The 25,322-nt window shown below is 38.4% G+C and carries 25 protein-coding genes and 3 rRNA genes (1 of these 28 only partly in view); 1 reads left to right on the plus strand and 27 read right to left on the minus strand.

Annotated elements, in window-relative coordinates:
- Window positions 1–95 precede the first annotated feature (95 nt).
- The 13 genes from SJW71_RS00260 to metG form a co-directional block, all read right to left on the minus strand.
- Window positions 96–1,055, minus strand: a complete 960-nt coding sequence (locus SJW71_RS00260; RefSeq protein WP_274795161.1) for a ribose-phosphate diphosphokinase — start codon at window positions 1,053–1,055, stop codon at window positions 96–98.
- A 24-nt stretch (window positions 1,056–1,079) separates the two neighbouring features.
- Window positions 1,080–2,450 carry a bifunctional UDP-N-acetylglucosamine diphosphorylase/glucosamine-1-phosphate N-acetyltransferase GlmU gene (gene glmU, locus SJW71_RS00265; protein ID WP_274795160.1) on the minus strand — a complete coding sequence of 457 codons (1,371 nt, stop codon included), beginning with the start codon at window positions 2,448–2,450 and terminating at the stop codon, window positions 1,080–1,082.
- Between the two features lie 262 nt (window positions 2,451–2,712).
- Window positions 2,713–3,015 carry a septation regulator SpoVG gene (gene spoVG, locus SJW71_RS00270; protein WP_274795159.1) on the minus strand — a complete coding sequence of 101 codons (303 nt, stop codon included), beginning with the start codon at window positions 3,013–3,015 and terminating at the stop codon, window positions 2,713–2,715.
- Window positions 3,016–3,237: 222 nt separating this feature from the next.
- On the minus strand, window positions 3,238–3,612 hold the full coding sequence (locus SJW71_RS00275) for a RidA family protein (RefSeq protein WP_322605665.1): 375 nt from the start codon (window positions 3,610–3,612) through the stop codon (window positions 3,238–3,240).
- The gene (purR, locus tag SJW71_RS00280) at window positions 3,609–4,442 is read right to left on the minus strand and encodes a pur operon repressor (RefSeq protein WP_274795157.1); all 834 of its coding nucleotides are present in this window, start codon (window positions 4,440–4,442) and stop codon (window positions 3,609–3,611) included. The genes SJW71_RS00275 and purR overlap by 4 nt, the downstream gene beginning before the upstream one ends.
- A gap of 56 nt (window positions 4,443–4,498) precedes the next feature.
- Window positions 4,499–5,365, minus strand: a complete 867-nt coding sequence (gene ispE, locus SJW71_RS00285; RefSeq protein ID WP_274795156.1) for a 4-(cytidine 5'-diphospho)-2-C-methyl-D-erythritol kinase — start codon at window positions 5,363–5,365, stop codon at window positions 4,499–4,501.
- A 222-nt stretch (window positions 5,366–5,587) separates the two neighbouring features.
- The gene (locus SJW71_RS00290) at window positions 5,588–5,767 is read right to left on the minus strand and encodes a small, acid-soluble spore protein, alpha/beta type (RefSeq protein WP_004229193.1); all 180 of its coding nucleotides are present in this window, start codon (window positions 5,765–5,767) and stop codon (window positions 5,588–5,590) included.
- Window positions 5,768–5,881: 114 nt separating this feature from the next.
- On the minus strand, window positions 5,882–6,142 hold the full coding sequence (veg, locus tag SJW71_RS00295; protein WP_004229199.1) for a biofilm formation stimulator Veg: 261 nt from the start codon (window positions 6,140–6,142) through the stop codon (window positions 5,882–5,884).
- 156 nt (window positions 6,143–6,298) lie between these two features.
- A complete protein-coding gene (rsmA, locus tag SJW71_RS00300; protein WP_274795155.1) occupies window positions 6,299–7,180 on the minus strand; it encodes a 16S rRNA (adenine(1518)-N(6)/adenine(1519)-N(6))-dimethyltransferase RsmA in 882 nt (293 codons plus the stop codon).
- A complete protein-coding gene (rnmV, locus tag SJW71_RS00305) occupies window positions 7,173–7,739 on the minus strand; it encodes a ribonuclease M5 (protein WP_274795154.1) in 567 nt (188 codons plus the stop codon). The genes rsmA and rnmV overlap by 8 nt, the downstream gene beginning before the upstream one ends.
- Window positions 7,740–8,148: 409 nt before the next feature.
- Window positions 8,149–9,360, minus strand: a complete 1,212-nt coding sequence (locus SJW71_RS00310; protein ID WP_274795153.1) for a G5 and 3D domain-containing protein — start codon at window positions 9,358–9,360, stop codon at window positions 8,149–8,151.
- A gap of 135 nt (window positions 9,361–9,495) precedes the next feature.
- The gene (locus tag SJW71_RS00315; RefSeq protein ID WP_274795152.1) at window positions 9,496–10,266 is read right to left on the minus strand and encodes a TatD family hydrolase; all 771 of its coding nucleotides are present in this window, start codon (window positions 10,264–10,266) and stop codon (window positions 9,496–9,498) included.
- Window positions 10,267–10,519: 253 nt separating this feature from the next.
- The gene (gene metG, locus SJW71_RS00320; RefSeq protein ID WP_431811635.1) at window positions 10,520–12,511 is read right to left on the minus strand and encodes a methionine--tRNA ligase; all 1,992 of its coding nucleotides are present in this window, start codon (window positions 12,509–12,511) and stop codon (window positions 10,520–10,522) included.
- 334 nt (window positions 12,512–12,845) lie between these two features.
- Between metG and SJW71_RS00325 the strand changes: the two genes are divergently transcribed.
- Window positions 12,846–13,124: an AbrB/MazE/SpoVT family DNA-binding domain-containing protein gene (locus SJW71_RS00325; RefSeq protein WP_274795150.1), complete on the plus strand. Its 279-nt coding sequence runs from the start codon at window positions 12,846–12,848 to the stop codon at window positions 13,122–13,124.
- A 226-nt stretch (window positions 13,125–13,350) separates the two neighbouring features.
- On the opposite strand, the gene rsmI is transcribed toward SJW71_RS00325, so the two are convergent.
- The 14 genes from rsmI to SJW71_RS00395 form a co-directional block, all read right to left on the minus strand.
- Window positions 13,351–14,223, minus strand: a complete 873-nt coding sequence (gene rsmI / locus SJW71_RS00330; RefSeq protein WP_431811636.1) for a 16S rRNA (cytidine(1402)-2'-O)-methyltransferase — start codon at window positions 14,221–14,223, stop codon at window positions 13,351–13,353.
- Entirely contained in the window at window positions 14,220–14,483 is a 264-nt protein-coding gene (locus tag SJW71_RS00335) for a GIY-YIG nuclease family protein (protein ID WP_274795148.1), read from the minus strand. Before SJW71_RS00335 ends, rsmI begins: the two co-directional genes overlap by 4 nt.
- Window positions 14,467–15,216 carry a tRNA1(Val) (adenine(37)-N6)-methyltransferase gene (locus SJW71_RS00340; protein WP_322605669.1) on the minus strand — a complete coding sequence of 250 codons (750 nt, stop codon included), beginning with the start codon at window positions 15,214–15,216 and terminating at the stop codon, window positions 14,467–14,469. Before SJW71_RS00340 ends, SJW71_RS00335 begins: the two co-directional genes overlap by 17 nt.
- A 63-nt stretch (window positions 15,217–15,279) precedes the next feature.
- Window positions 15,280–15,636 carry a DNA replication initiation control protein YabA gene (yabA, locus tag SJW71_RS00345; protein ID WP_274795146.1) on the minus strand — a complete coding sequence of 119 codons (357 nt, stop codon included), beginning with the start codon at window positions 15,634–15,636 and terminating at the stop codon, window positions 15,280–15,282.
- A gap of 27 nt (window positions 15,637–15,663) precedes the next feature.
- Window positions 15,664–16,479 carry a PSP1 domain-containing protein gene (locus SJW71_RS00350; protein ID WP_274795145.1) on the minus strand — a complete coding sequence of 272 codons (816 nt, stop codon included), beginning with the start codon at window positions 16,477–16,479 and terminating at the stop codon, window positions 15,664–15,666.
- Window positions 16,472–17,476, minus strand: a complete 1,005-nt coding sequence (gene holB, locus SJW71_RS00355) for a DNA polymerase III subunit delta' (RefSeq protein WP_274795144.1) — start codon at window positions 17,474–17,476, stop codon at window positions 16,472–16,474. Before holB ends, SJW71_RS00350 begins: the two co-directional genes overlap by 8 nt.
- A gap of 156 nt (window positions 17,477–17,632) precedes the next feature.
- Complete coding sequence (locus tag SJW71_RS00360; protein WP_274795143.1) at window positions 17,633–18,073, minus strand: YaaR family protein; 441 nt, start codon at window positions 18,071–18,073, stop codon at window positions 17,633–17,635.
- Between the two features lie 141 nt (window positions 18,074–18,214).
- Window positions 18,215–18,544, minus strand: a complete 330-nt coding sequence (locus tag SJW71_RS00365; RefSeq protein WP_155594094.1) for a cyclic-di-AMP receptor — start codon at window positions 18,542–18,544, stop codon at window positions 18,215–18,217.
- A 158-nt stretch (window positions 18,545–18,702) separates the two neighbouring features.
- Window positions 18,703–19,332 carry a dTMP kinase gene (gene tmk, locus SJW71_RS00370; protein ID WP_274795142.1) on the minus strand — a complete coding sequence of 210 codons (630 nt, stop codon included), beginning with the start codon at window positions 19,330–19,332 and terminating at the stop codon, window positions 18,703–18,705.
- Between the two features lie 17 nt (window positions 19,333–19,349).
- Window positions 19,350–20,783 (minus strand): aminotransferase class I/II-fold pyridoxal phosphate-dependent enzyme, encoded by a 1,434-nt coding sequence (locus SJW71_RS00375; RefSeq protein WP_431812187.1) that lies wholly within the window; start codon window positions 20,781–20,783, stop codon window positions 19,350–19,352.
- Window positions 20,784–21,042: 259 nt separating this feature from the next.
- Entirely contained in the window at window positions 21,043–21,480 is a 438-nt protein-coding gene (locus tag SJW71_RS00380) for an SRPBCC family protein (RefSeq protein WP_322605670.1), read from the minus strand.
- Window positions 21,481–21,681: 201 nt separating this feature from the next.
- A 5S ribosomal RNA gene (rrf, locus tag SJW71_RS00385) occupies window positions 21,682–21,797 on the minus strand.
- A 188-nt stretch (window positions 21,798–21,985) separates the two neighbouring features.
- Window positions 21,986–24,913: ribosomal RNA gene (locus tag SJW71_RS00390) — 23S ribosomal RNA — on the minus strand.
- A gap of 305 nt (window positions 24,914–25,218) precedes the next feature.
- A 16S ribosomal RNA gene (locus SJW71_RS00395) occupies window positions 25,219–25,322 on the minus strand (it continues 1,448 nt past the right edge of the window).
- Together the 16S, 23S and 5S rRNA genes form the textbook arrangement of a ribosomal RNA operon.

Raw genomic sequence — 25,322 nt, forward strand, 5'->3', positions numbered from 1 at the left:
TCGATTATTTATTCCCAAGATGAACTTATGTCCGAATCATTTAACATAAAAAAAAACAAATCCATCTAAAAAGATGGATTTGTCTATATTTATTATTAATCAAATAGTGTACTTACAGATTTGTTTTCATAAACGCGAGAAATCGCATCAGCCATCAATTTTGCTACAGAAAGCTCAGTAATTTTCGGAGACTTTTTCTCGTCTGCAAGCTGAATTGTATTTGTCACAACTAACTCTTTAATAGCAGAGTTTTCAATACGTTCGATTGCTGGACCAGATAATACAGGGTGAGAACAACATGCATAAACTTCCTTTGCACCAGCAGCACGTAATGCGTCAGCACCAATTGTAATCGTACCTGCTGTGTCAATAATATCATCAATCAAGATTGCCACTTTACCATCTACATTACCAACAATGTTCATAACTTCCGCAACATTTGGTTTTGGACGTCGCTTGTCAATAATTGCAATCGGTGCTTTTAAACGTTCAGCCATTTTGCGAGCACGTGTTACCCCACCATGGTCAGGTGAAACAACAACGATTTCTTCTGCTGGAATACCTTTAGATTTGAAGTAATCTGATAATAAAGGTACTGCCATTAAGTGGTCGATTAAGATATCAAAGAAACCTTGAATTTGAGGTGCGTGTAAATCTAGTACGATTACACGTGTTGCACCAGCAGTCTCTAGAAGGTTCGCCACTAATTTAGCTGTAATTGGCTCGCGCGCTTTTGCTTTTCGGTCTTGGCGTGCATAGCCATAATAAGGCATTACAACGTTTACTGTACGAGCAGATGCGCGTTTAACTGCATCCACCATAATTAAAAGCTCCATTAAATGTTCGTTTACAGGTGCAGAAGTAGACTGCACGATAAACACATCACAACCACGAATACTTTCTTCAATGCTAATTTGAATCTCTCCATCACTGAAGTGCTTAACAGAAGATTTTCCTAATTCAACACCCATTTCCTGCGCAATTTCTTGAGCTAATGGATTATTAGAATTAAGAGAAAATATTTTTAATTGTGAGTTTGCATAATGATACGGCATGATGGCCTCCTGTTTAGTTGATAATTATTTTGAATTTAATTTGCTTACATAATTAGGTTTGTTTTCTTGTCTTGCACGCGCAATTGCAAGTGCATCTTCAGGAACTTCTTTTGTAATTGTAGAACCTGCTGCAATAAATGAACCTTTTCCAACTTTCACTGGTGCTACTAAGTTAGTATTACATCCTACAAATACATCATCTTCAATAATCGTTTTGAACTTATTTTTTCCATCATAGTTTACTGTAATGGAACCACAGCCAATATTGACGTTACTACCGATTTCAGCATCACCAATATAACTTAAATGCGATACTTTCGTGTCATTATCTAGCTTGCTTTTCTTCACTTCTACAAAGTTACCAATTTTCACATGACTACCGATCTCTGAAAGCGGTCGAATATGAGCATATGGTCCAATTGCTGTATCTTCTGCAATAGCGCTTTCACGTACTACAGAGGAATGTACAGTTGTACGATCACCGATACGACTATCTGCAATTTGAGTGTTTGGTCCAATAATGCAATCCTCACCAATAACAGTAGCACCCTCAATCATTGAACCTGGTTGAATGATTGTATCACGACCAATTACTGCATCTGCGCTAATATAAGTTGTTTCTGGGTGGATAATCGTCACACCATTACGCATATGTTTTTCATTAATTCTTGCACGCATTAATGTCTCTGCCTGTGACAAAGCTACACGATCATTGACACCTAACGTTTCTTCAAAATCATCCGTCACATATGCTTCTACAATATCGCCTTGTTTTTGTAAAATTTCAATGACATCAGGTAAATAAAATTCGCCCTGTGCATTATCATTTTTCACAAGCTTTAATGTTTCAAATAACAGTTTGTTATCAAAGCAGTATGTGCCAGTGTTTATTTCTTTTACTAATTGCTGTTCTGCCGATGCGTCCTTTTGCTCAACAATTTGTTCCACCTGTCCGTTCTCGCCACGTAAAATACGACCATAGCCAGTTGGATTTTCAGCAATCGCTGTTAAAATTGTTGCTTTAGCATTTTTAGCTTGGTGATGTTCGAATAAAGCCTGCATTGTTTCAGGTCGAATAAGGGGTGTGTCTCCACAGACAACTAAAGTTGTACCTTCTTCATTACCTAAAATTTCTTCAGCCTGTTGAACAGCATGTGCTGTCCCTAACTGTTCTGCCTGCAGAACATACTCACTTTTATCTCCTAGCTGTAATTGCACTTTTTCTGCACCATGTCCTACAACCGTTACAATGCGATTTACATCTAACGTTTGAATATGATCCACCACATGTTGTACCATTGGTTTCCCACATACTGGATGGAGCACTTTATATAATTTGGACTTCATACGTGTACCTTGACCTGCAGCCAAAATGACAGCAAAAACATTGCTCATCTGTAAGTCCTCCAATACGCTCATTTTCTCTTATGACTATATAGCAAAATTCATCTATTTTCAAGGCATGTAGAGTTGACAAAAAGATGAATTACAAAAACCACTGCACCATATGCTCGAATGTCATGAAGTATATCCTAAAAAAGCTCATATTCTCTTTTTATCAAAATAAAAAGAACCCTTCATACATGAAGAGTTCTTTATATCTTTTCATAGATTCATTTTGTAGCAAATCCCCAGTGAGGTATTTATTTCCTTTTGATTAGACACCAATTCCTTCTAATTCTTCTTCTTTAGTCGTTTCCTCTATTTCACTAGAGTTATGATACTCGTTTAAAATGATCTCCTGAATTTTATTGCGAGTATCCGAATTAATTGGGTGTGCAATATCTCTAAACTCCCCGTCCGGCGTCCTTTTACTTGGCATTGCGACGAATAAACCAGTATTTCCATCAATTACACGAATATCGTGAACAACGAATTCATTGTCAAGTGTAATGGAAGCAATCGCACGCATGCGACCATCCGTCTGTACCCGACGTAATCTCACATCAGTAACTTCCATTTTCTCACCACCTCTCTTCTTAGATGCCTAATTGAAAATATCATATTCTCGATTACCGAATATTTTCCTTTTTATAGTCTATCAAATTTTCTAAAAAATTTGAATACTTATTAGAATAATATTTTTTCTTATATACGGAATTTTTGACAATTGTTTGTCAGTATTAAAAAAGCTCACTAAACAGAACGCGTAGTTCCCTTTAGTGAGCTTATCAATTTATGTTTATTTAACGATAGCAATTACTTCTATTTCTACTTTTACATCTTTCGGAAGTCGAGCTACCTCTACCGCTGAACGAGCTGGTTTATGATCACCAAAATGACTTGCATAAACCTCATTCATAGCTACAAAGTCATTCATATCCTTCATAAAAACAGTTGTCTTTACAACATTTTCTAAAGAAGATCCTGCTTCTGCTAAAACTGCTTTTAAATTAGCGAAAACTTGATTTGTTTGAGCTGTTATATCGCCCTCTACCAATTCCCCTGATGCTGTTAATGGAATTTGCCCTGAGCTATAAAACATTCCGTTAACAATAATTCCTTGTGAGTATGGTCCAATTGCTGCTGGTGCATTTGTTGTTGCTACTACTTTCATTTGTCATGTCCCCTTCTAGAAAAATAGTTACCTTCACTTAATGCAATTGTTCGATCTTTTTCATTAACTTCATGAAGCTTTACAAGTGAATAATAATCATCTACTAAAGTTTCGTCCGCATGTTCAGCCTCTACAAGCACCGCTATACCTGCTAACTGACAATCAAACTCCTCTAATAGATTTTTCATACCGTTCATCGTACCACCGACCTTCATAAAGTCGTCAGTAATTAAAACACGTTGTCCACTTTTCATGCTTCTTTTTGATAATACCATTGTCTGAATTCTTCTGGAAGAACCAGATACATAGTTAATACTTACTGTAGAGCCCTCGGTTACTTTACTATCTCTTCTCACAACAACCACTGGTACATTTAAATGTCTTGCAATCGCGTGAGCAATAGAAATACCCTTTGTTGCTACAGTCATTATGACATCAATTTGTTGATCAGCAAAAGCAGAGGCAAATACCTTCCCTACTCTATTAATTAAATCTGGGTTCCCTAGCAAGTCTGTCATGAATAGGTACCCACCTGGTAATAATCGATCTGAATGTTCAAGCTCTGCCTTTAAATCCTGAATTACTAAACGTACTTCAGTCTCGGACATTTTCGGAATATATTTTACTCCTCCTGCGGCGCCCGGCACTGTCATCAATAACCCGATTCCTTTTTCTTCGAAAGTTTCTTTTACAATCGTTAAATCCTCACTAATGGATGACTTCGCAGATTGATATAATTCTGAAAAATAAGTTAGCGGGATCAGCTGATGTGGATGTTCTAGTAAATAGTACGTCATATCAACTAGTCGTTCACTACGTTTCCATTTCATGCGACCCTCTCCTAAACACGAATATTTATAGGTAAAATTAACACAAATTTGCGTTTCTAAGCAAGTGTATTTCGCTCACCTAAAATCCGAACTGCATAAACTTCCTCACAAAAACCACGTAAACCATTATAGATGCGGCTTACTCGAGCTTCACTATCCACCAGACCAAACACCGTCGGACCGCTTCCGCTCATCAATGTGGCATCTGCACCAAAACGCTTCATTTGTTCCTTTAACATCACAACTTCTGGATGTAACTTAAATGTTACAGTTTCCAGAACATTACCTAATGAAGAGCATAATAGCTCATAATCTTTTGTTTCAATAGCCTGTATCATCTGCTTAGTATTTGGGTGTTCTAAGCCTTCAACCTTCAATCCTCCATATACCTCAGCTGTAGATACACCAATTTTAGGCTTTGCTAAGACCACCCAACAGTTTGGTGGGGCTGGTAATTCCTTTATTTTTTCCCCACGGCCTGTAGCTAATGCTGTGCCGCCATAGACACAAAATGAAACATCAGAGCCAATTTTAGCTCCCAATTCTGCTAATTCATCTATCGATAAACCTAAATCCCACAGCTCATTGAGACCCTTTAAAGTAGCGGCTGCATCACTACTACCGCCCGCTAGCCCTGCTGCAATGGGAATTTCCTTTTCAATTGTAATGGATACACCTTGTCTAATGCCGTATGTATCTTTAATGAGACGCGCTGCCTGATAAGCAAAATTACGATGATCGTTTGGTACAAAATTATCAGTAGAGATTATTTGGATTTCTCCATCTTCTCGAGATTCAAGACTAATACGATCAGCTAAATCGACTGTTGTCATGACCATCTCTACTTCGTGAAAATTATCTGGTCTTTTATAAAGCACATCTAATGTTAAATTGATTTTTGCAGGCGCCTTTACATAAAGCATATTTCTTCCTCCCTTATAGCTACACGTATAAACAGTTCCTTTTTTTCGCGCAAGGTTATTCATTTTATTTTACCATATTGGGCATACGAAAATGGAAAAAAAGAACCGTATACCCTCTTCGGTGTATCGGTTCTCTTTCGTCAGTTGTATTTGTTGTGTCAGTAAGGATTTTCATCCCTGCTGAATGAAACTTTATAAGTCGCCTACTTTAACAAAAATAGCCTACTTACGCTCTTGCTCACTACTTGCCCGTTCAGCCATTTCAATGGCACGTTTAACCATATTACCAGCATCTCGAGCTTTTATGCCGCCCCAGCCTTCCTTTTGCACAACATCATAAAATCCAAGTTCTTTTGCGATCTCTTCTTTTAATCGAGGTGACATGATACCTTTTCTAGGCATATAAACTCCTCCTTTAACAACTGACGAATTTAGTATGCCCGCGAAAACGCAAAACACTCATGTAGTTTTTAACATACATGAGTGTTTTGAAAATATAGAAATAAGTACTAGAAACTATTTTGCGACAGCAGCCTTTGCTTCGTCTAAAAATGTAATCTCTACTGCTTCAGTTAAAATATCTGTGTAACTATACGATACGCGCTTGCACGTATTGTCTTCTTGATCGAGCTCTACTACAAAGATAGCGCGATATGTTTCACGTAATATCCCTGCACACTCAACCGTTTTCTTGCGACCACCGTTTGCTTTTAATTGCAAACGTTTACCCAAATGACAATCCAACGACTTTTTAATGTCCGCTAAAGTTTTTGGCATTTTCGCTTACACCTCACTAATAACTAGTATAAGCGAAACGCCCAAAAATGTCAACAAAATATAATATTTTATCAGCCTCTTATAAAACTTGTCAACTTATTTTTTATAAAAAATATATATTTTTTTACATCAAAGAAAAATTGTTAACAAAAATTTTTACTTTGCAAACACAGGATACAGTGCATCTGCTAATTTTCCAAACTCTTGAATAGAAAGTGTTTCTCCACGACGAGTTGGTTCAATATTAGCTGCCTCTAATGCCTCTAAGATCGAATCCTTATGTGCCTTACCGTTTGGCAACCCTGATTGTAGGTTATTATAAATTGTTTTTCTTCGCTGTACGAATGAAGCACGAGTCACGACAAATAAAAAGTCCTCATCTATTACTTTTACAGGTGGTTCATCATGCTTGATAAGACGAAGTACTGCTGAATCTACATTTGGTTGTGGCATGAAAACTGTTTTTGGCACAGTCATAGCAATATCGGCCTTCACATAATACTGAATCGCAATAGATAATGAACCATATTCCTTCGTTCCTGGCTTAGCCGTTATACGATCAGCTACCTCTTTTTGCATCATAACAACAAAACCGCGAATTGGCAGTCGATCATTGAGCAATTTCATTAAGATTGGTGTAGTGACATAATACGGTAGATTGGCAACGACCATAATATCTTCAATTCCTGGCATTTCATCTGCAATAACCTTCGCGACATCAGCCTTAAGTATGTCAGAATGAATAATAGACACATTATTATATGGACTAAGTGTATCTTCTAGTACCGGTAATAAGCGTTGGTCAATTTCAAAGGAAACAACCTTTTTTGCACTTCTTGCCAGATGCTCTGTTAATGCTCCAATACCAGGACCAACTTCAATTGCACCACTGTTTTCTGTTAAATCTGCATGACTCACTATATTTCTTAAAATGTTAGGGTCAATTAAAAAATTTTGACCTAAACTTTTTTTAAATGAAAATCCATACTTTTTTAAAATTTCTTGAGTACGAATAGGTGTTGCAATATCCTTATGCATTATTTTCCTCCTGATCTAGCTGTGCGACCGCCGCACCAAATTGCTTTTCTGTAATCTGAAACATTTTTAACCTTTTATGAAGCTGTTTACCGTTTGTTGCTCCAATATTTAAGATTTCTCCTAGACGATCACGACGCTGCTTAGATTGAGGGTGCCCAATCAATCGTGCTGTCATTAAATCTTCTAGTGTAATATCATCTTCACTTGGCACATCATGCTGAGGGGTATAAACATGTTGTAGAGCTTCTCTTATATCTTCGTCAGCAGCATGTTCAATCCCTAACCCTTTACCGTTCTTGGCAATCGTTTTGGCTTTTGGTAAAAAGGCATGTTTCACACCTTGAACATGCTCTTCAATAATGGCACGTATTCGACGTCCTGGATAGTCAGGATCCGTAAATACTATAACACCACGTTTTTCTTGGGCATGCTGAATTCGCTTCAATGTTTCCTCAGAGATAGCAGACCCATTTGTTTCTATAGTATCTGCATGTACGGCACGCTTAATAGCAGTCGTATCATCTTTTCCTTCAACAACTATGATTTCTTTTATTTGCAAAAAGGCTCCTCTTTTCTATCTACCTTATCTTCTGACCATTTTACAACTGCATGATACTGTTTGTACAGAAATACAAGGCTGGAACGAGCCTAATATCATTTCAGCTTACAGAGTTTATCATTATACAGTGCTTACAAAATCTTTTGCTAAATAGCTCAAAATGCCTTGCCTTGCTTGTGCCGATTTTTCTGACCAATAGCAGTTAAGCTAATTGAATTGAGACAGCAAATACGCAGCAAAACCCGTGATTTTTTCTACTATACCTGCCCCTCAAGAACAAAAAATCTTATGTACTTGACTCTTTTCCTTGCATTATCAATTTTCATAGTCAAATTAAAAAGCTTTCCTGCCAGTCAAAACAGGAAAGCTCCATTTGTGAAAAAACATTTTGATTAATTTTACAATTTTTTTAATTTAATACTTTAATACGCACTTTCTTACGTCCCCAGTTACGTGCTTGGGCATCTGTTTGTACAAGTATATCGATCTTATTACCCTTAATTGCGCCACCAGTATCCCCAGCAATAGCTGTACCGTAGCCTTCAACCCATACTTTTGAGCCTAATTTAATAACAGATGGGTCAACTGCAATTACCTTTAATCCAGAATTTGAACGTAAGTTTATACCAGTTGCTGATGTACCTGAACAACCGTCACAATATGGTGTATAAGCTGTTGCCGTTACATAAAATTCTTTGCCGCTAGCTGGCTCTGCTGAACCACGTGATACAGTTTGTGCACTTGCAACAACTGTTTTAGTGCCAACTGCAACGACTTTCTTTTTCGGCTCTTTTAAAACTTTTTCAGATTGTAAATTTTTCGCTACAACCTTACCATTTTCTTTGACAATCTCATACGTACGAGAAACTGAGCCATTCTCGCCTGTTGCCACTACCTTTTGTTTACCCTTTTGCAATGAAGCATCCTGCTTCTTTTCAACTGCGAAATCTAAAGAGTCTTCCACTACATCGATAACCTTTTCTACGCGAACTACTGTGATTTTACTCGCCGGAGTAATAACGTCCTCCAGGTTATTTTCGACACGATCGAATTCATTTAACTGAATTCCTTGTTGTTTTAAAAAGTTAGCGACCGTAGTCGAAGTGGACCATACTTGTCTTTTATTTACGCCATCGACAAGCGCTACTTGAAACGCTTTTTGAATATCGATTTTGTTTTCTGCACCTAGTTCAGTATCTAGACCCTGTGCTAAAGTGTCATGTTCAGATACTTTAATATTTGCTTCCTTCAAAATGTCTTTCACAAGTGTTTCAGTTGTCCAAACTTTTGACTGATTTCCATCAACTGAAATAGTTACTTCTTTTGCCTGTTCCCATTGAATTGCTAATCCATTAACAATTTTGGTGTTCAGAGAGGGTGATATTTTGTCATGCTCTGCTACATCTATATTTTGATCTTGTAATAATTGTTCTACAGTTTTGGCATGTGTTGATACTTCGATTGTTTCTCCGTTTGCTTCAAGCGTTACGGCTTTTTTCGTACCTTGGTAGAGTACGAAAGAGATTACAGATACAAACAGGACAAGTGAAATAATTCTTATCACTGTTTGCTTACTCCTCAATGATCCTAAGAACAAGTTTTTCATGGAATTATTTGACATGAAAAAACGCCTCCTTAATACAAGGTTGGATTATACGGACTAGTTTTGGCACTGTCAACCCGAAAGTATTTCTCTGAAAATTGACTTCTTTGTTTTTGCCAACCATAAACCCTGTATTGGAGGCATCTAAGCTAGTTAATTGTCAATCCCAAAAAATTTTTTCGCATTGTCTGTAGTTGCTTGTCCAATTTCCTCAATTGTCAACCCTTTTAAACGCGCAATTTCCTCCGCAACTAAGGGTACAAATGCTGGTTCATTGCGCTTACCTCGATGTGGATGTGGCGCCAAGTAAGGGGCATCTGTTTCGATCATCAAGTGCTCTAGAGGTATTTCTGTAGCCACTTCCTTTGGCAGACGTGCATTTTTGAATGTTACTGGTCCACCAAGACTAATCATAAAATTCATAGCTATACATTCACGCGCTGTTTCTACACTCCCACTAAAGCAGTGCATAACACCTCCTACTGATGCTGCGTTTTCTTCGCGTAATATTCTTACAACATCTCCTGTTGCATCCCTGTTATGAATAATAATTGGCAAACCGGTCTTTTGTGCTAAATGAATCTGTTTGCGGAAAAGTGCTTGTTGAACGTCTTTTGGGGATTTATCCCAATAGTAGTCCAACCCAGTTTCACCAATGCCAACTATTTTTGGATGTGATGCTAACTTTTCAATCCATTCCAAATCTTCTTGCGTACAATCAATGGCATCTACTGGATGCCAGCCAATAACACCGTAAACAAAATCATATTGCTCTATCAATTGCATAGTTCTTTCAATGGTTTTACGGTCAAAACCAATTACAACCATTTTCTCTACTTTAGCTTCAAGGGCTCTATCTATTACCGCCTGAAGGTCTTCATCATACTGATCTGCGTTTAAATGTACATGGCTATCTATAAACATCTTCATTCTCCTAACATCGATTTTATTAAAATTTATTATTTCATATTTTTCGTAAGCATTACAAATTTGTTACAAACTATTTGGTAATGTGACATTACACTTAATCGACAACTCTACTCATAATACAAAATACCTAAAAATCCCTTTATTTCACAACGCACAAACTATTTCAGAATAATAAATAGTCCTTTTTACAACCAGATTTGAAAAGCCTGCCGAATATTTTCTATTCAGCAGGCCTTTCATAGTTTTTTTACTTTACCTTTGCACCATTTTCAAGTTTCGGATCAACTGATGCTAATTTTAAAATTCCATCTTTTTCACCAGCTAAAATCATACCTTGTGACAACTCTCCACGTAATTTAACTGGTTTTAAATTCGCAACGACAATCACCTTTTGACCAATTAATTCATCGGGATTATAGAATTTCGCAATACCTGAAACAACTTGGCGTTGCTCGTATCCTAGATCAACTTGAAGCTTTAATAATTTATCAGCTTTTGGGACGGTTTCACATGCAGTTACAGTTGCCACTCGCAAATCAATTTTCATAAAATCATCAATAGTAATTTCAGGAATATCTGGATGTTCGTTAGACTTGGCAACCTTATTAGTTTCTTCTTCTTGTGGTGTTTTCACAGAACCACGCATTTCCTCACGAATATAAGCAATTTCAACTTCATTTTCCAAGCGTGGGAAAATAGGTATCCCTTTTTCTACCACTTTAATGTTTGCTGGAATAGTATTGCCGAATGTTTCAATTGTATCCCATGCTAAGAATTTGTCATCTAAACCTAACTGATCGATCATACGTTTTGGTGTTGTTGTCATAAATGGTTGTAACATGACAGCTATTTGGTGTAAGCTTTCTGCCAAATTTCGCATAACAGCACCTAGTTTTGGCTTATCCGCTTCTTCTTTTGCTAATACCCAAGGCTGGGTTTCATCTATATATTTATTAGTACGTGAAACTAGTGTCCATAGATCAGCAAGTACGACACTAAATTGCATTTTTTCCATACTTTCTTCATATTTAATACGAACTGACTCAGCTTGTTCTTTTAAACCTGCATCAAATTCTGTTTGTTGAAGATTTTCTGTAGGAATAATGCCATCAAAATATTTATTAATCATGGAAATAGTTCGATTTAATAAATTACCTAAATCATTTGCTAAATCAAAGTTTGTACGTTCGATAAATGATTCTGGAGAAAATACCCCGTCAGAGCCAAATGGCAATTCACGTAAAAGGAAATAACGTGTCGCATCTAGGCCATAACGCTCGATTAGCATTTCTGGATAAATGACATTTCCTTTTGATTTAGACATTTTACCGTCTTTCATCATAATAAAACCATGGGCAAATACCTTTTTTGGTAATGGCAAATCTAATGCCATTAAGAAAATAGGCCAATAAATAGTATGGAAGCGAACAATATCTTTTCCTACTACATGTACATCTGCTGGCCAATATTTGTTGAACAATGTCTCATCATCTGAAAGATATCCTAGAGATGTAATATAATTCGTTAATGCATCCACCCACACATAAATGACATGCTTTGGATCCCCAGGTACTTTAATTCCCCAATCGAAGGAAGTTCTTGATACAGATAAATCTTCAAGTCCTGGTTTAATAAAGTTGTTAATCATTTCATTTTTCCGTGATTCGGGCTCAATGAATTCTAGATTTTCTTCATAATAAGCTAATAAACGATCGGCATATTTCTTCATATTAAAGAAATACGATTCTTCTTTTACTTTGTGCACTGGTCGACCACAGTCTGGACAATTTCCATCAACTAATTGAGTCTCTGTAAAGAATGATTCACACGGTGTACAATACCAGCCCTCATATTCGCCTTTATAAATATCTCCATTATCTAAAAACTTCTGGAAGATCTTTTCGACAGCTTTAGTATGTCGTTCTTGCGTTGTTTGAATAAAGTCATCGTAAGAAATATCCATTAAAGCCCATAGCTTTTTAGCAGCATCTGCGATTTCATTTACATAATCTTGAGGGTGCTTACCTGCCTCTGCTGCTTTTTCCTGTATTTTTTGTCCATGCTCGTCCATACCTGTTAAAAAACGAACATCATAGCCACGTAAACGTTTATAGCGTGCAATAGTATCAGATGCAACTGTTGTATATGCCGTACCAATATGAAATTTCCCACTTGGATAGTAAATGGGTGTTGTTATATAGAATGTTTTTTGTTGTTCACTCACAAGAACTGCCTCCATTGTTCTACAATATACTCTCTATTCTAACGAAGTACGAAATTCGTTTCAATGAAAGTTTATTACATGCGAAAATTGTCGAATAATATATTCAATCCATTAAATGACTTAAATAAGAACCTTTTTTACTATTATAGAAAATATTTATTAAAAACCTTTTAAAATAATTAAAATATCTGCATTCTTCTCAAAAAATTTTTTCTAAAACCATAATATTAGTGTATTAATTAATTGACGTTTATGGCATTACTTGGTATGATAACTATCAGACAAGGAAATAATGTCGAAATTTGACGAAATACAAATATAACTTTTATAAATTAGGAGGAAATCTATTATGAAATCAACAGGGATTGTTCGTAAAGTCGATGAGTTAGGTCGTGTAGTAATTCCTATCGAGTTACGTCGTACGCTAGGTATTGCTGAAAAGGACGCTTTAGAAATCTATGTCGATGATGATAAAATCATCTTAAAAAAATATATGCCTAATATGACATGTGCCGTTACTGGTGAAGTTTCAGATGATAACTTCCGTCTAGTTGGAGGCAAATTAATTTTAAGTCCAGAAGGCGCTGAAATGTTAGTAAAAGAAATCCAAGCTAACTTAAAAAAATAACTTCTTACTCACCTAAATCAACTCAGTGATTTAGGTGTTTCTATTTGTATACAAATTAATATACCCAATTTCTATACCCCTTATAATGTCCATGTCAGACCTTTCTACTCAAGGTTACTATTATTTACAATTCTTATCAATTTAAAATTAGTTATGTCGACGCTTTGTAGCAAGAAGCTTCAAATTAAAATAAAGAGCTACCTAATAAGGTAACCCTTTACTATTATTAACTATGATATTCATTATAAATATCTCTCTTCGCGACTTGTCTTAGCTTGGCTACTTCCTTAATTGCCTCTTTTGATGTAACATTCGATTGATTAATAATGTAATCTACATGTTCCACAACCGACATCGTTTGCCAATAGGCATCTTCTTCATTTTCCTCTTCGACAGAGCTATTACCTTCAAGGACTATACAAAACTCTCCTCGTATTTCCTCTGTCTGTGACCATTCTACAGCTTCAACCAATGTACCACGTAAAAATTCTTCAAATTTCTTAGTTAGCTCTCGGGCTAAGACAATGCGACGGTTACCGAGTATAGCCTCCATATCTTTTAATGTATCCTTTAAGCGATGTGGTGCCTCATATAATAAAATAGTTTCTTGACGTTTTTTTAGTTGCTCTAATTGCTGCCGACGTTCTTTTTTTCCACGATTCAAAAAGCCATAAAAGAAAAATGGCTGTGGCGTCAATCCAGAAGCAATTAATGCTGATATCGCTGCATTCGGACCTGGTACAGGCACAACAGGAAAGTTTTCAGCAATTGCTTTTTCGACTATATCCGCTCCCGGATCAGAAATACAAGGTAAGCCTGCATCACTTACTAAGGCAATTGTTTTCCCTTCATGTAGTAAAGTTAATAATTTTTCTCCACCTACTGCTAAATTATGTTCATGGTAGCTGATTAATGGGGTTTCAATATCGAAGTAATTACATAGCTTCTTTGTATTTCTTGTATCTTCTGCTGCTATAATATCGGCCTCTTTTAAAATGCGCAATGCACGTACACTCATATCCTCTAAATTCCCAATAGGTGTTCCTACCAGATATAAACAGCCTGTCAAATCGTGTATTGTACTTTTTTGAGATTTCACGATTCACCCCTCCTTATATAATTTATTTTCTGTGTTCTTGTTAATTGCTTAAATGCATATTCAGCACGCATAGCTTCTTGCTTTGTCTCAAACATTTCATTATAAATACATTTCACTGGACCTCTAGCTCTTGTATATTTTGCCCCTTTACCAGCGTTATGTATAGCAACACGTTTTTCTATATTATTTGTATACCCAGCATAAAGTGTTTGATCCGCACACTCTAGTACGTAAAAGTAGTGATTATTGCTCTTTTCCATAAAGGATCTCTCTCACTTCTTCTGTATATTCATTATTGGCATCATAGACATACAAAGGTGGCAAGATTTTTAAATCTGGCTTCCCATCTTTTATTCCTTCTATTAGTAACGTATTGGCTTCTTTACCTTCTTTCGGATAAATGAGTTGCATCCTTTTAGGCTCTAAGCGATTTGCTCGCATCGCTGTAACAATATCTAATAATCGACCTGGACGATGCACAAATGCAGCTTTGCCACCTTGCTTTAATAACTTACTGGCTGATTGAATAGCTTCTTCTAATGTTAAATATAGTTCATGTCTTGCAATGGCATGATGTTCACTGAGATTTTTATCACTTGCCTCATGAGCCAAAAAATAAGGTGGATTGCAGGTAACAACATCATACTTTTCAATGCCTAATTGTTTCGGTATTTCTTTTACATCGCCAAGAATCATTTGAATTTGATGTTCTAATTGATTATAACGGATACTTCTCTCTGCCATATCAAATAAACGTGGCTGAATTTCTACTCCCTTTATTTGTCCCTTTGTACGTGCACTTAAAAAGAGAGGGATTACACCATTCCCTGAACATAAATCAACAATATTCCCCTTATGGTAGGGAATATTAACAAACTTTGAAAGCAATACTGCATCTAATGAAAACGAAAAGACGGAGGGGCTTTGAATAATACGCAAATTCTCAGCCAACAAATAGTCTAATCGTTCATCATCCTTTAGCCAGTTTTCCATGCTTATTCCTCCTACTCTACAAAACAAAAGACTGATACCACCTTAGTGGGAATCAGCCTTCTATTACGCATTTTGTTTATTTAAAAATGATAGACAAAACAGACAATCTTCACCTTTACGTGAACTTCCAAAATGAACATGACAAACATGGAAGCCTTCCTGATATAAGCGAGCAAGATTATCATAACCTTCACCTATATCTAACGGACTCTCTTTCTTTACTTCAGCAGCTTGTACGGAGTTTGTATTAGAAAGTAGTTCTTCTAGACGTGTACGAAGATGATGATTTTCTGTCTCAAGCGCTTTATGCTCTTCCATCATTAACGCTACAAATTGTTTCAATGCACCGAATTGCTCCTGCATTGCTTCGAGCTGTTGTTCGAACTCCATAACGGTATCTAAGAAATTACGGTCCTTCACCCAAGCCACCTCGTTAAATTCTCTATCTTAAATAAGATTTTTTTCGCATGCTAGTAGTTCTTCTAGTGTATACTCAACTGTGCGTTCCTGCTCTTGTAAATATACTTGTATCAGTCTTTCTAGCACATTTAACCCTACAACTTTACCGCGGCCATCTGGTGTCATCGTTACCTCACCAATATCTGGCATGCCCTCTTTTGCTTCTTCATATTCATCATTTTCATACTTTAAGCAACACATTAAACGTCCACAAAGACCTGATATTTTCGAAGGATTTAATGATAGGTTTTGATCTTTAGCCATTTTAATAGAAACTGGCTCAAAATCACCTAAAAATGTGGAACAACAAAGCATTCTTCCACACGGGCCAATGCCACCTAATAATTTTGCTTCATCACGCACACCGATTTGGCGAAGTTCGATACGTGTTCTAAAAACTGAAGCTAAATCTTTTACAAGATCCCTAAAGTCAACTCGTCCTTCAGCTGTAAAATAAAAAATAATTTTATTACGATCAAATGTATATTCAACATCTACAAGCTTCATTTCTAGATTATGCTCTATAATTTTAGTACTAGCGAGATCAAATGCACGTTTCGATTCTGCTGCATTTTCCTCAACTTGAATACGATCACGATCATCGGCTGGTCTAAGTACTTGTTTGAGTGGTAATACAACATCATTATCACCTACCACTTTTTGAGGGACAACTACTTTTCCATATTCTACACCGCGTGCTGTCTCTACAATAACATATTGATTATTTTCTAGTAGAAATGATGCCGGATCAAAATAATATATTTTACCCGCCTTCTTAAAGCGGACTCCTACTACATTATACAAATGTATATCCCTCCTGCAGATTTAGCATTAACTGCTCCATCAATAACGTCCTATTCATGTTACGTTGTAAAGAGGCGCGTGCTTGCAAAATAGATTCCAGCTGACTTGATAATCGGTCATAAGTGGAATATAACGCAACTTCTTTAAATAGTGGTAACATGTCTGGATAAGTACAAGCTGCTTCGGGATTAGCTTTTATTGACACTATATCACGGTAAGCAAATAGTAGTAAATCCAATGCTTGCTCCATCTCGCCTTTTTCTTTAAAGTTCGGTAACCAATCTTCATGTACAACGAGCATCGCTTCATGTACATTTTGTTGAATGGCATCTACTAATTTTAACACTGTTTTTCGAGCAAGTGCAAACTGCTCATCATTTGCCAAAAATATGGCCATTTCGAGCTCGTTTGTCATCATGCTTACTGTTGAAGCCATCGAATGCGAAACATTATTTTCTTGTAAATGTTTGAGTAAAACATGTCGCGGCATTTTTTGGAATTTAATATGTTGGCAACGAGAACGGATTGTTGGGAGAATTGACTGCATTTGCTCTGTTAATAAAATTGCAGTAACCTCTCCATCCGGCTCTTCTAAAAATTTAAGTATCATATTTGCTGAAGCTATATTTAGACGGTCTGCATGATGAAGCACATAGATTTTACGTCCTTCTTCTACGCCCATCATTTTCATTTCTCCAATGAGTTCTCGCATTTGATCAATTTTTATAAATTGACCATCTGGATAAATATGATGAATATTTGGGTGATTTCCTGAATCAACACGTCTGCAATTTCGACATGTTTCACATGGAACATTTTCACTAGGTTGCTCACATAGCATTAATTTGACAAAAAAGTGCATAATATCAGCCTTGCCTGTCCCTTTTTCGCCTTCAAAAATATATGCATGTGCTAATCTATTTTTGTCAAAAATCGTTTGAAGTTGCTTCATTACGACTGGTTGTAGCGTGAATAGCTCTTCAACATTCTTGGCCATAAATTTAATTTCCTTCCTATATATACAACAAAAGTGTGATTGTTTCCAATCCTTGCTTGCTGTAAAGGAACGTTACTGTAGTCCCTATATTATTGACAATTTGCCAAAATCAAATTTGAAAAAAAGCCCGCGCCTAATAAGATCGAGACACGGGTTTTACATATATAAATTAATTAGTAAGCCTTTAATCTCACCGATTTTATCAAGGAGGTCAATTGCTTCCTTTTCTTCATCTAAAATATCTTGGGCAAGTTCAACGAGACGCGTATCAATAGTTTCAATAATTTTAAGGCGTCTTCCTTCACCAAAACGATTCCATGTATGTGATTGTTTTAAATCCATACCATGTTCTACTGTCTCTTGTAGAAATCGTTTCACAAGCATTTTAAATCTAGCAAGTTCTCGTAAATTACGTGATCTTGCAACGCGATCTCCTGCACTCGATATATCTCCTAACAAACGTGTTAGTTGTTCTGTTTGCAACTTGTTCCCTTGCTTGACGACCATATCCCCAAATCGGTTATTTTGATTATTATTTTGTAGTGGCTCTTTGCGATTTGTATTTAACCCGACACGTATATCTTGATTAATCTTCAAGGTGGTTTCGCCCCCACTAATCTTTATCTATTTCTCCTTGGCGTGATTGCATGAGGATAAATATGAAGCTTTTCTATTTAGTTTCATATTTATCCTACTTTAATTAAATGACCTCTGGTGGTTTAACATAGGAGGCTAATTTTAAAAATGATGGAATTGTTCAATTGGTAAAACAAACACAGTAGCTCCCCCTACCTCTACCTCCACAGGATAAGGTATATAGGAATCAGCATTTCCTCCTAATGGAGAAACGGGTGCAACCATTTGCTCTCGTGCTCGACAATTATCCCGAATAATATCTAAAAGTTTGGGTATGAGAGAGTCTTCAGTTCCTATCAGAAACGTCGTATTTCCTGAGCGTAAAAATCCTCCTGTGCTCGCTAATTTAGTTGCGCGAAACTGATTTTTCGTTAAAGCATTTGATAAGCGGTTGCTATCCTGATCTTGCACTACAGCTACGACTAACTTCATTCGCACTCACCCCTTTTATAAAATTAACCTAGTTTGGTTTAATACTATTCCTAAGCATCAGCATTTATAAACATTTATAATCCACTATAGATATCCGTATGAAGATAAATGAATGGATAGTATCATTATATCACAATGTTGTAGACAACTTCATGCTTTTACTGCATTGCTTTCAATAATAATAACCATACATCTTCAACAACACTTTCAATATCTTGGTCTGCATTCACTACATGGATACGTTCTGGATATCGTTCTACTAATTGTAAATATCCTTCACGTACCTTCTGATGAAATGGCAAACTTTCAACATCTAAACGATTTACTTCCCGATTGTCCGTTGCATAAATACGAGCTAAGCCTACCTCTGGAGCAAGATCAAATAAAATGGTCAAGTCAGGTAATTTTTTACCGATAGCAAATTCATTAATAGAAAGAACTTCATCGACACCTATTCCTCTTGCAAAACCCTGATAAGCTAAAGATGAATCAATAAAACGATCACATATGACTAACTTCCCAGCATCTAAAGCAGGTCGTACCTTTTCAAAGTAATGCTGACTTCTTGCAGCAGCATATAATAAGGCTTCTGTCCGTTCGTCCATTGCCGTATGTTCAGGATTTAAAATAATCGTTCTTATTTTCTCCGCAATCTCGATACCACCTGGTTCTCTCGTTGCTAGAACATCAATATTCTTTTCAGTAAGTCGCTTTGCAATCATTTGAATGACTGTTGTTTTTCCTGCCCCCTCTGGACCTTCGAATGTAATAAATAAATTGCTATTCATGTTGTTATTTGCCTCCACTATTTAATGACCTGAATCATTTTTTCTGCTAAACAATGATTTCCTTGGAATGTTGCACCTGCAGCTAGTAACTCTTCCAATTGACTTAGCTTTGCCACTGTTATTCTTTCTCCAGGAACAAGTAACGGTATACCAGGTGGATAAGGAATAATCATATTCGTAGATATTCGACCTATTGTACGCATATATGGTAACCATTCTTTTTCTAATGATGCAATCTCACTAAAGGTAAAGGTAGGCTCTGTAATTGGTACAAAATGATAGGCAGTTTGAGAAACTGTTTTGCTATTTATTTTAGCTGTGCCTAATAGCGTTGTTATTGCTTCTTTTATACGGACTCTTATTTCAGCAAACGGGTAGGTATGTCCTTGCTTCAGCAAAGGTAACATAAGTAAGACCTGATTCGCATCAGCTAGCTCCCCATAGACATGTTGTGCCTCTAATGCTTCTTGTAGCTGAAAACCACTATAACCATCGACACGTAACAATAGTTTTAATGGATCATCTACCTCAATTACTTCCAATGAACCAATCGACCTTAAAGCCTCAACCCATTGTTTCTTTTTTTCTATTATATATGCCCCATCACTCTCCATATATGTCTGTACATAGTAGCGAGCATCATCTAATGAAGCCAATAGCACATAAGATGGGCTGCTAGATTGTAACATACGTAAATAGTGATGTATTTTATCGGCATCTATCAATTCTGACTTTACATGCATAAAGGATGCCATTGTCATAGCTGGTAGTGTTTTATGCGCTGATTGTACAACAACATCTGCCCCAAACGACAAAGCAGATGGTTGAAATAGATGACACGCACTAAAATGAGCGCCATGTGCTTCATCCACTAATACAGGGATTCTCTTCTCGTGACAATAAACAATTTGTTGCTGTATTTCATTAGAAGTGACCCCATAATAAGTAGGATATGTTAAAACTACTGCTTTCGCTTCTGAATAATTATCTATTGCTTCTTTGAGATCATGAAAAGTTACATGTGTTGCCGTTAACGTCCGGTCATCCCATATTGGTGACACAAATATAGGCTTTGCTCCAACAAGTTCAATGGCATGAAATATAGATTTATGTGCATTTCGCTGAACAATAATAGTATCACCCTTATGACAAGTGGCATAAATCATTGCTAAATTTCCAACAGTAGAGCCACCTACTAGAAAAAAGCTTTTTTTGGCTCCATATGTATCTGCTAATAAATTTTCTGCTTCTAATATCATTCCCTCTGGATAATGTAAATCATCCAGATCCGTTAATTCAGTTACATCATACCGCATAACATCCTTAAATGCTTGAGGGAGGTGGGACAGCTCGCCATGCTTATGGCCTGGGACGTGAAAGGAAATATTTTGTTGTTTTCGAAAACGTTCTAATCCCTCTATAATTGGCTTTTTCTTATCCAAAACAAACACACCCATTTTCGTTAAGATTCTCATTTAATTATACGGGATTATACCACGATAAAAAAGCAATCCCTCGACAAGGCATTCCATATTTATTTGTTACCTATAGAAATTTCAACAAAATGTCTTATTATCCTCAATGTCGCTGCATTGTTATTGCAGTTGAACCTTTACTCTAATCAACAAAAATATGTACTGATTCCATATAAAAACCGATTATTGTCATTACCTTCAATAATCGGTTCTCTTCTTAAATCAAAATCATAAGCTATTCCTTTGCCACGGTAAACGCCATTTCTTCCACTAATTGTTCTACGAGTCGAGGTACAAAATTATCTAGTATGGGATTCATTATCCCTGCTAGAAAACCGCTAGCCTTCATTGATAAGCTTCCAATCAATAGAAATGATCCATCTGAATTTTGTTTTATTTCAAAGGAACCGTCACCATTAATCGGATCAGATAACCCCTCTAAATCAAAAAATACTTGATGAACCTCTGATTTTGTCTGAGTAAGTTTCACTTTAACAGCTTTTTGAATAACGCCAAAATCACCTTGGAAGACCCAAATCATATCATTTTCATTTAGTAATTCGTGATGTAAGTAACCTGGTATTAAAACAGCCCAACGTTCCTTATTTAGAATAAAACTCTCTAATTTTTCTTTCTCTACCTCAATATCCTTTCTATATTGCCCTGTTGCCATTACACTGCACCCCTTTGTGAATTTTAATCACTCCATTAAACTTTAGCATTTTATGGGTTTAAAAAGCAATTTCACCAGGTTTTTTATGTAACAGTTATTTGACCCTTACTTGAAAAATATCCTTGTCAAATCAACAATAGGAAATCGGCAACCTCAAGCTCAATATAAAAAAACCACTGATTTCTCAGCGGTTTATTTTTTGCCTAGCGACGTCCTACTCTCACAGGGGGAAGCCCCCAACTACCATCGGCGCTAAAGAGCTTAACTTCCGTGTTCGGTATGGGAACGGGTGTGACCTCTTTGCCATCATCACTAGACTATATTCAATCTTCAATACACAGCGTATTACTGCGTCAGCTGCTCTCGCTCAATCAGTCACGTACAGAAGTACGCTCCCTCAATCACTCGGTTGCTTCCTTGTTCTACTTGTGTCTTGAAGCTCTCATTTTTGAAAGTATTGTTCTTTCAAAACTGGATAAACGGCGCATTGAATGCTTCAAACAATTTGGTTAAGTCCTCGATCGATTAGTATTCGTCAGCTCCATGTGTCACCACACTTCCACCTCGAACCTATCTACCTCATCGTCTTTGAGGGATCTTACTTACTTGCGTAATGGGAAATCTCATCTTGAGGGGGGCTTCATGCTTAGATGCTTTCAGCACTTATCCCGTCCACACATAGCTACCCAGCGATGCCTTTGGCAAGACAACTGGTACACCAGCGGTGTGTCCATCCCGGTCCTCTCGTACTAAGGACAGCTCCTCTCAAATTTCCTACGCCCACGACGGATAGGGACCGAACTGTCTCACGACGTTCTGAACCCAGCTCGCGTACCGCTTTAATGGGCGAACAGCCCAACCCTTGGGACCGACTACAGCCCCAGGATGCGATGAGCCGACATCGAGGTGCCAAACCTCCCCGTCGATGTGGACTCTTGGGGGAGATAAGCCTGTTATCCCCGGGGTAGCTTTTATCCGTTGAGCGATGGCCCTTCCATGCGGAACCACCGGATCACTAAGCCCGTCTTTCGACCCTGCTCGACTTGTAGGTCTCGCAGTCAAGCTCCCTTGTGCCTTTACACTCTACGAATGATTTCCAACCATTCTGAGGGAACCTTTGGGCGCCTCCGTTACCTTTTAGGAGGCGACCGCCCCAGTCAAACTGTCCGCCTGACACTGTCTCCTGCCCCGCTAAGGGGCATGGGTTAGAATTTCAATACAACCAGGGTAGTATCCCACCGACGCCTCCTTCGAAGCTGGCGCTCCGAGATCTCTGGCTCCTACCTATCCTGTACAAGTTGTACCAAAATTCAATATCAGGCTACAGTAAAGCTCCACGGGGTCTTTCCGTCCTGTCGCGGGTAACCTGCATCTTCACAGGTACTATAATTTCACCGAGTCTCTCGTTGAGACAGTGCCCAGATCGTTACGCCTTTCGTGCGGGTCGGAACTTACCCGACAAGGAATTTCGCTACCTTAGGACCGTTATAGTTACGGCCGCCGTTTACTGGGGCTTCAATTCGCAGCTTCGCTTGCGCTAACCACTCCTCTTAACCTTCCAGCACCGGGCAGGCGTCAGCCCCTATACGTCACCTTACGGTTTTGCAGAGACCTGTGTTTTTGCTAAACAGTCGCCTGGGCCTATTCACTGCGGCTCTCATGCGCTTGCACGCTCAAGAGCACCCCTTCTCCCGAAGTTACGGGGTCATTTTGCCGAGTTCCTTAACGAGAGTTCTCTCGCACACCTTAGGATTCTCTCCTCGACTACCTGTGTCGGTTTGCGGTACGGGCACCTCTCACCTCGATAGAGGCTTTTCTTGGCAGTGTGAAATCAGGAACTTCGTCCATACGGACTCGCCATCACAGCTCAACGTTACAGTGTGCGGATTTTCCTACACACACGCCTTACTGCTTGGACGCGCATAACCAACAGCGCGCTTACCCTATCCTACTGCGTCCCCCCATTTCTCAAACGGTGAGGAGGTGGTACAGGAATATCAACCTGTTGTCCATCGCCTACGCCTGTCGGCCTCGGCTTAGGTCCCGACTAACCCTGAGCGGACGAGCCTTCCTCAGGAAACCTTAGTCATACGGTGGACGGGATTCTCACCCGTCTTTCGCTACTCATACCGGCATTCTCACTTCTAAGCGCTCCACCAGTCCTTCCGGTCTGACTTCAACGCACTTAGAACGCTCTCCTACCACTGACATCGTAGATGTCAATCCACAGCTTCGGTGAATCGTTTAGCCCCGATACATTTTCGGCGCAGCGTCACTCGACCAGTGAGCTATTACGCACTCTTTAAATGATGGCTGCTTCTAAGCCAACATCCTGGTTGTCTGTGCAACGCCACATCCTTTTCCACTTAACGATTACTTTGGGACCTTAGCTGGTGGTCTGGGCTGTTTCCCTTTTGACTACGGATCTTATCACTCGCAGTCTGACTCCCGTGTATAAATATCTGGCATTCGGAGTTTGTCTGAATTCGGTAAACCGGGATGGCCCCCTAGTCCAAACAGTGCTCTACCTCCAGTATTCTCATCACGAGGCTAGCCCTAAAGCTATTTCGGAGAGAACCAGCTATCTCCAAGTTCGATTGGAATTTCTCCGCTACCCACACCTCATCCCCGCACTTTTCAACGTGCGTGGGTTCGGGCCTCCAGTAAGTGTTACCTTACCTTCACCCTGGACATGGGTAGATCACCTGGTTTCGGGTCTACGACCACGTACTATTTCGCCCTATTCAGACTCGCTTTCGCTGCGGCTCCGCCTTCTAAAGCTTAACCTTGCACGTAATCGTAACTCGCCGGTTCATTCTACAAAAGGCACGCTATCACCCATTAACGGGCTCTAACTACTTGTAGGCACACGGTTTCAGGATCTCTTTCACTCCCCTTCCGGGGTGCTTTTCACCTTTCCCTCACGGTACTGGTTCACTATCGGTCACTAGGTAGTATTTAGCCTTGGGAGATGGTCCTCCCGGATTCCGACGGAATTTCACGTGTTCCGCCGTACTCAGGATCCACTCAGGAGAGAACGAACTTTCGACTACAGGGCTTTTACCTGCTCTGGCGGACCTTTCCAAGTCGCTTCATCTAACTCGCTCTTTTGTAACTCCGTATAGAGTGTCCTACAACCCCAAGAGGCAAGCCTCTTGGTTTGGGCTCTTCCCGTTTCGCTCGCCGCTACTCAGGGAATCGATTTTTCTTTCTCTTCCTCCAGGTACTTAGATGTTTCAGTTCCCTGGGTCTGCCTTCAAGACGCTATGTATTCACGTCAAGATACTACGCGATTAAACGTAGTGGGTTCCCCCATTCGGAAATCTCCGGATCAAAGCTCACTTACAGCTCCCCGAAGCATATCGGTGTTAGTGCCGTCCTTCTTCGGCTCCTAGTGCCAAGGCATTCGCCGTGCGCCCTTAATAACTTAACCTACAGCTTTCAATACACATCGCATTTCGTTGTCAGCTTCACTCGTTCAATCAGTCACGTACTGAAGTACGCTCCTTCATTCACTCGATTGCTTCCTAGAACTGCTTGTGTCTTGAAACCTTACTAATGTTATTAAGCCTATAAAAAACTTAAAAAATAAATGTGTTTGTTACAATTTCAATGTCGTTTTATCCAGTTTTCAAAGAACAAGTTTTGAAGTATTTCATTCGGAAGAATGAACCTTCAAAACTGAACGCAAAACGTAATCTTACAAACCCTAGGTTTGTATTCCGAAATAATCCTTAGAAAGGAGGTGATCCAGCCGCACCTTCCGATACGGCTACCTTGTTACGACTTCACCCCAATCATCTATCCCACCTTCGGCGGCTGGCTCCAAAAGGTTACCTCAC

This window comes from Lysinibacillus sp. FW12 (assembly GCF_050817245.1).
Classification (GTDB): Bacteria; Bacillota; Bacilli; order Bacillales_A; family Planococcaceae; genus Lysinibacillus; species Lysinibacillus irui.

What these genes read in the sequence shown, in the direction of transcription:
- SJW71_RS00380 (WP_322605670.1), bottom strand. Translation starts at nt 21,480, where the DNA reads ATGGCAACAGGGCAATATAGAAAGGATATTGAGGTAGAGAAAGAAAAA.
- SJW71_RS00310 (WP_274795153.1), bottom strand. Translation starts at nt 9,360, where the DNA reads ATGTCAAATAATTCCATGAAAAACTTGTTCTTAGGATCATTGAGGAGT.
- SJW71_RS00275 (WP_322605665.1), bottom strand. Translation starts at nt 3,612, where the DNA reads ATGAAAGTAGTAGCAACAACAAATGCACCAGCAGCAATTGGACCATAC.
- SJW71_RS00340 (WP_322605669.1), bottom strand. Translation starts at nt 15,216, where the DNA reads ATGGAAAACTGGCTAAAGGATGATGAACGATTAGACTATTTGTTGGCT.
- rsmA (WP_274795155.1), bottom strand. Translation starts at nt 7,180, where the DNA reads ATGCATAAGGATATTGCAACACCTATTCGTACTCAAGAAATTTTAAAA.
- metG (WP_431811635.1), bottom strand. Translation starts at nt 12,511, where the DNA reads ATGGAGGCAGTTCTTGTGAGTGAACAACAAAAAACATTCTATATAACA.
- ispE (WP_274795156.1), bottom strand. Translation starts at nt 5,365, where the DNA reads ATGCTTTATGTAAAGGCGCCTGCAAAAATCAATTTAACATTAGATGTG.
- SJW71_RS00260 (WP_274795161.1), bottom strand. Translation starts at nt 1,055, where the DNA reads ATGCCGTATCATTATGCAAACTCACAATTAAAAATATTTTCTCTTAAT.
- glmU (WP_274795160.1), bottom strand. Translation starts at nt 2,450, where the DNA reads ATGAGCAATGTTTTTGCTGTCATTTTGGCTGCAGGTCAAGGTACACGT.
- SJW71_RS00335 (WP_274795148.1), bottom strand. Translation starts at nt 14,483, where the DNA reads ATGGAAAAGAGCAATAATCACTACTTTTACGTACTAGAGTGTGCGGAT.
- SJW71_RS00290 (WP_004229193.1), bottom strand. Translation starts at nt 5,767, where the DNA reads ATGCCTAGAAAAGGTATCATGTCACCTCGATTAAAAGAAGAGATCGCA.
- veg (WP_004229199.1), bottom strand. Translation starts at nt 6,142, where the DNA reads ATGCCAAAAACTTTAGCGGACATTAAAAAGTCGTTGGATTGTCATTTG.
- holB (WP_274795144.1), bottom strand. Translation starts at nt 17,476, where the DNA reads ATGGCCAAGAATGTTGAAGAGCTATTCACGCTACAACCAGTCGTAATG.
- SJW71_RS00315 (WP_274795152.1), bottom strand. Translation starts at nt 10,266, where the DNA reads ATGTTTATAGATAGCCATGTACATTTAAACGCAGATCAGTATGATGAA.
- SJW71_RS00365 (WP_155594094.1), bottom strand. Translation starts at nt 18,544, where the DNA reads ATGAAGTTAGTCGTAGCTGTAGTGCAAGATCAGGATAGCAACCGCTTA.
- tmk (WP_274795142.1), bottom strand. Translation starts at nt 19,332, where the DNA reads ATGAATAGCAATTTATTTATTACATTCGAAGGTCCAGAGGGGGCAGGA.
- SJW71_RS00325 (WP_274795150.1), top strand. Translation starts at nt 12,846, where the DNA reads ATGAAATCAACAGGGATTGTTCGTAAAGTCGATGAGTTAGGTCGTGTA.
- spoVG (WP_274795159.1), bottom strand. Translation starts at nt 3,015, where the DNA reads ATGGAAGTTACTGATGTGAGATTACGTCGGGTACAGACGGATGGTCGC.
- purR (WP_274795157.1), bottom strand. Translation starts at nt 4,442, where the DNA reads ATGAAATGGAAACGTAGTGAACGACTAGTTGATATGACGTACTATTTA.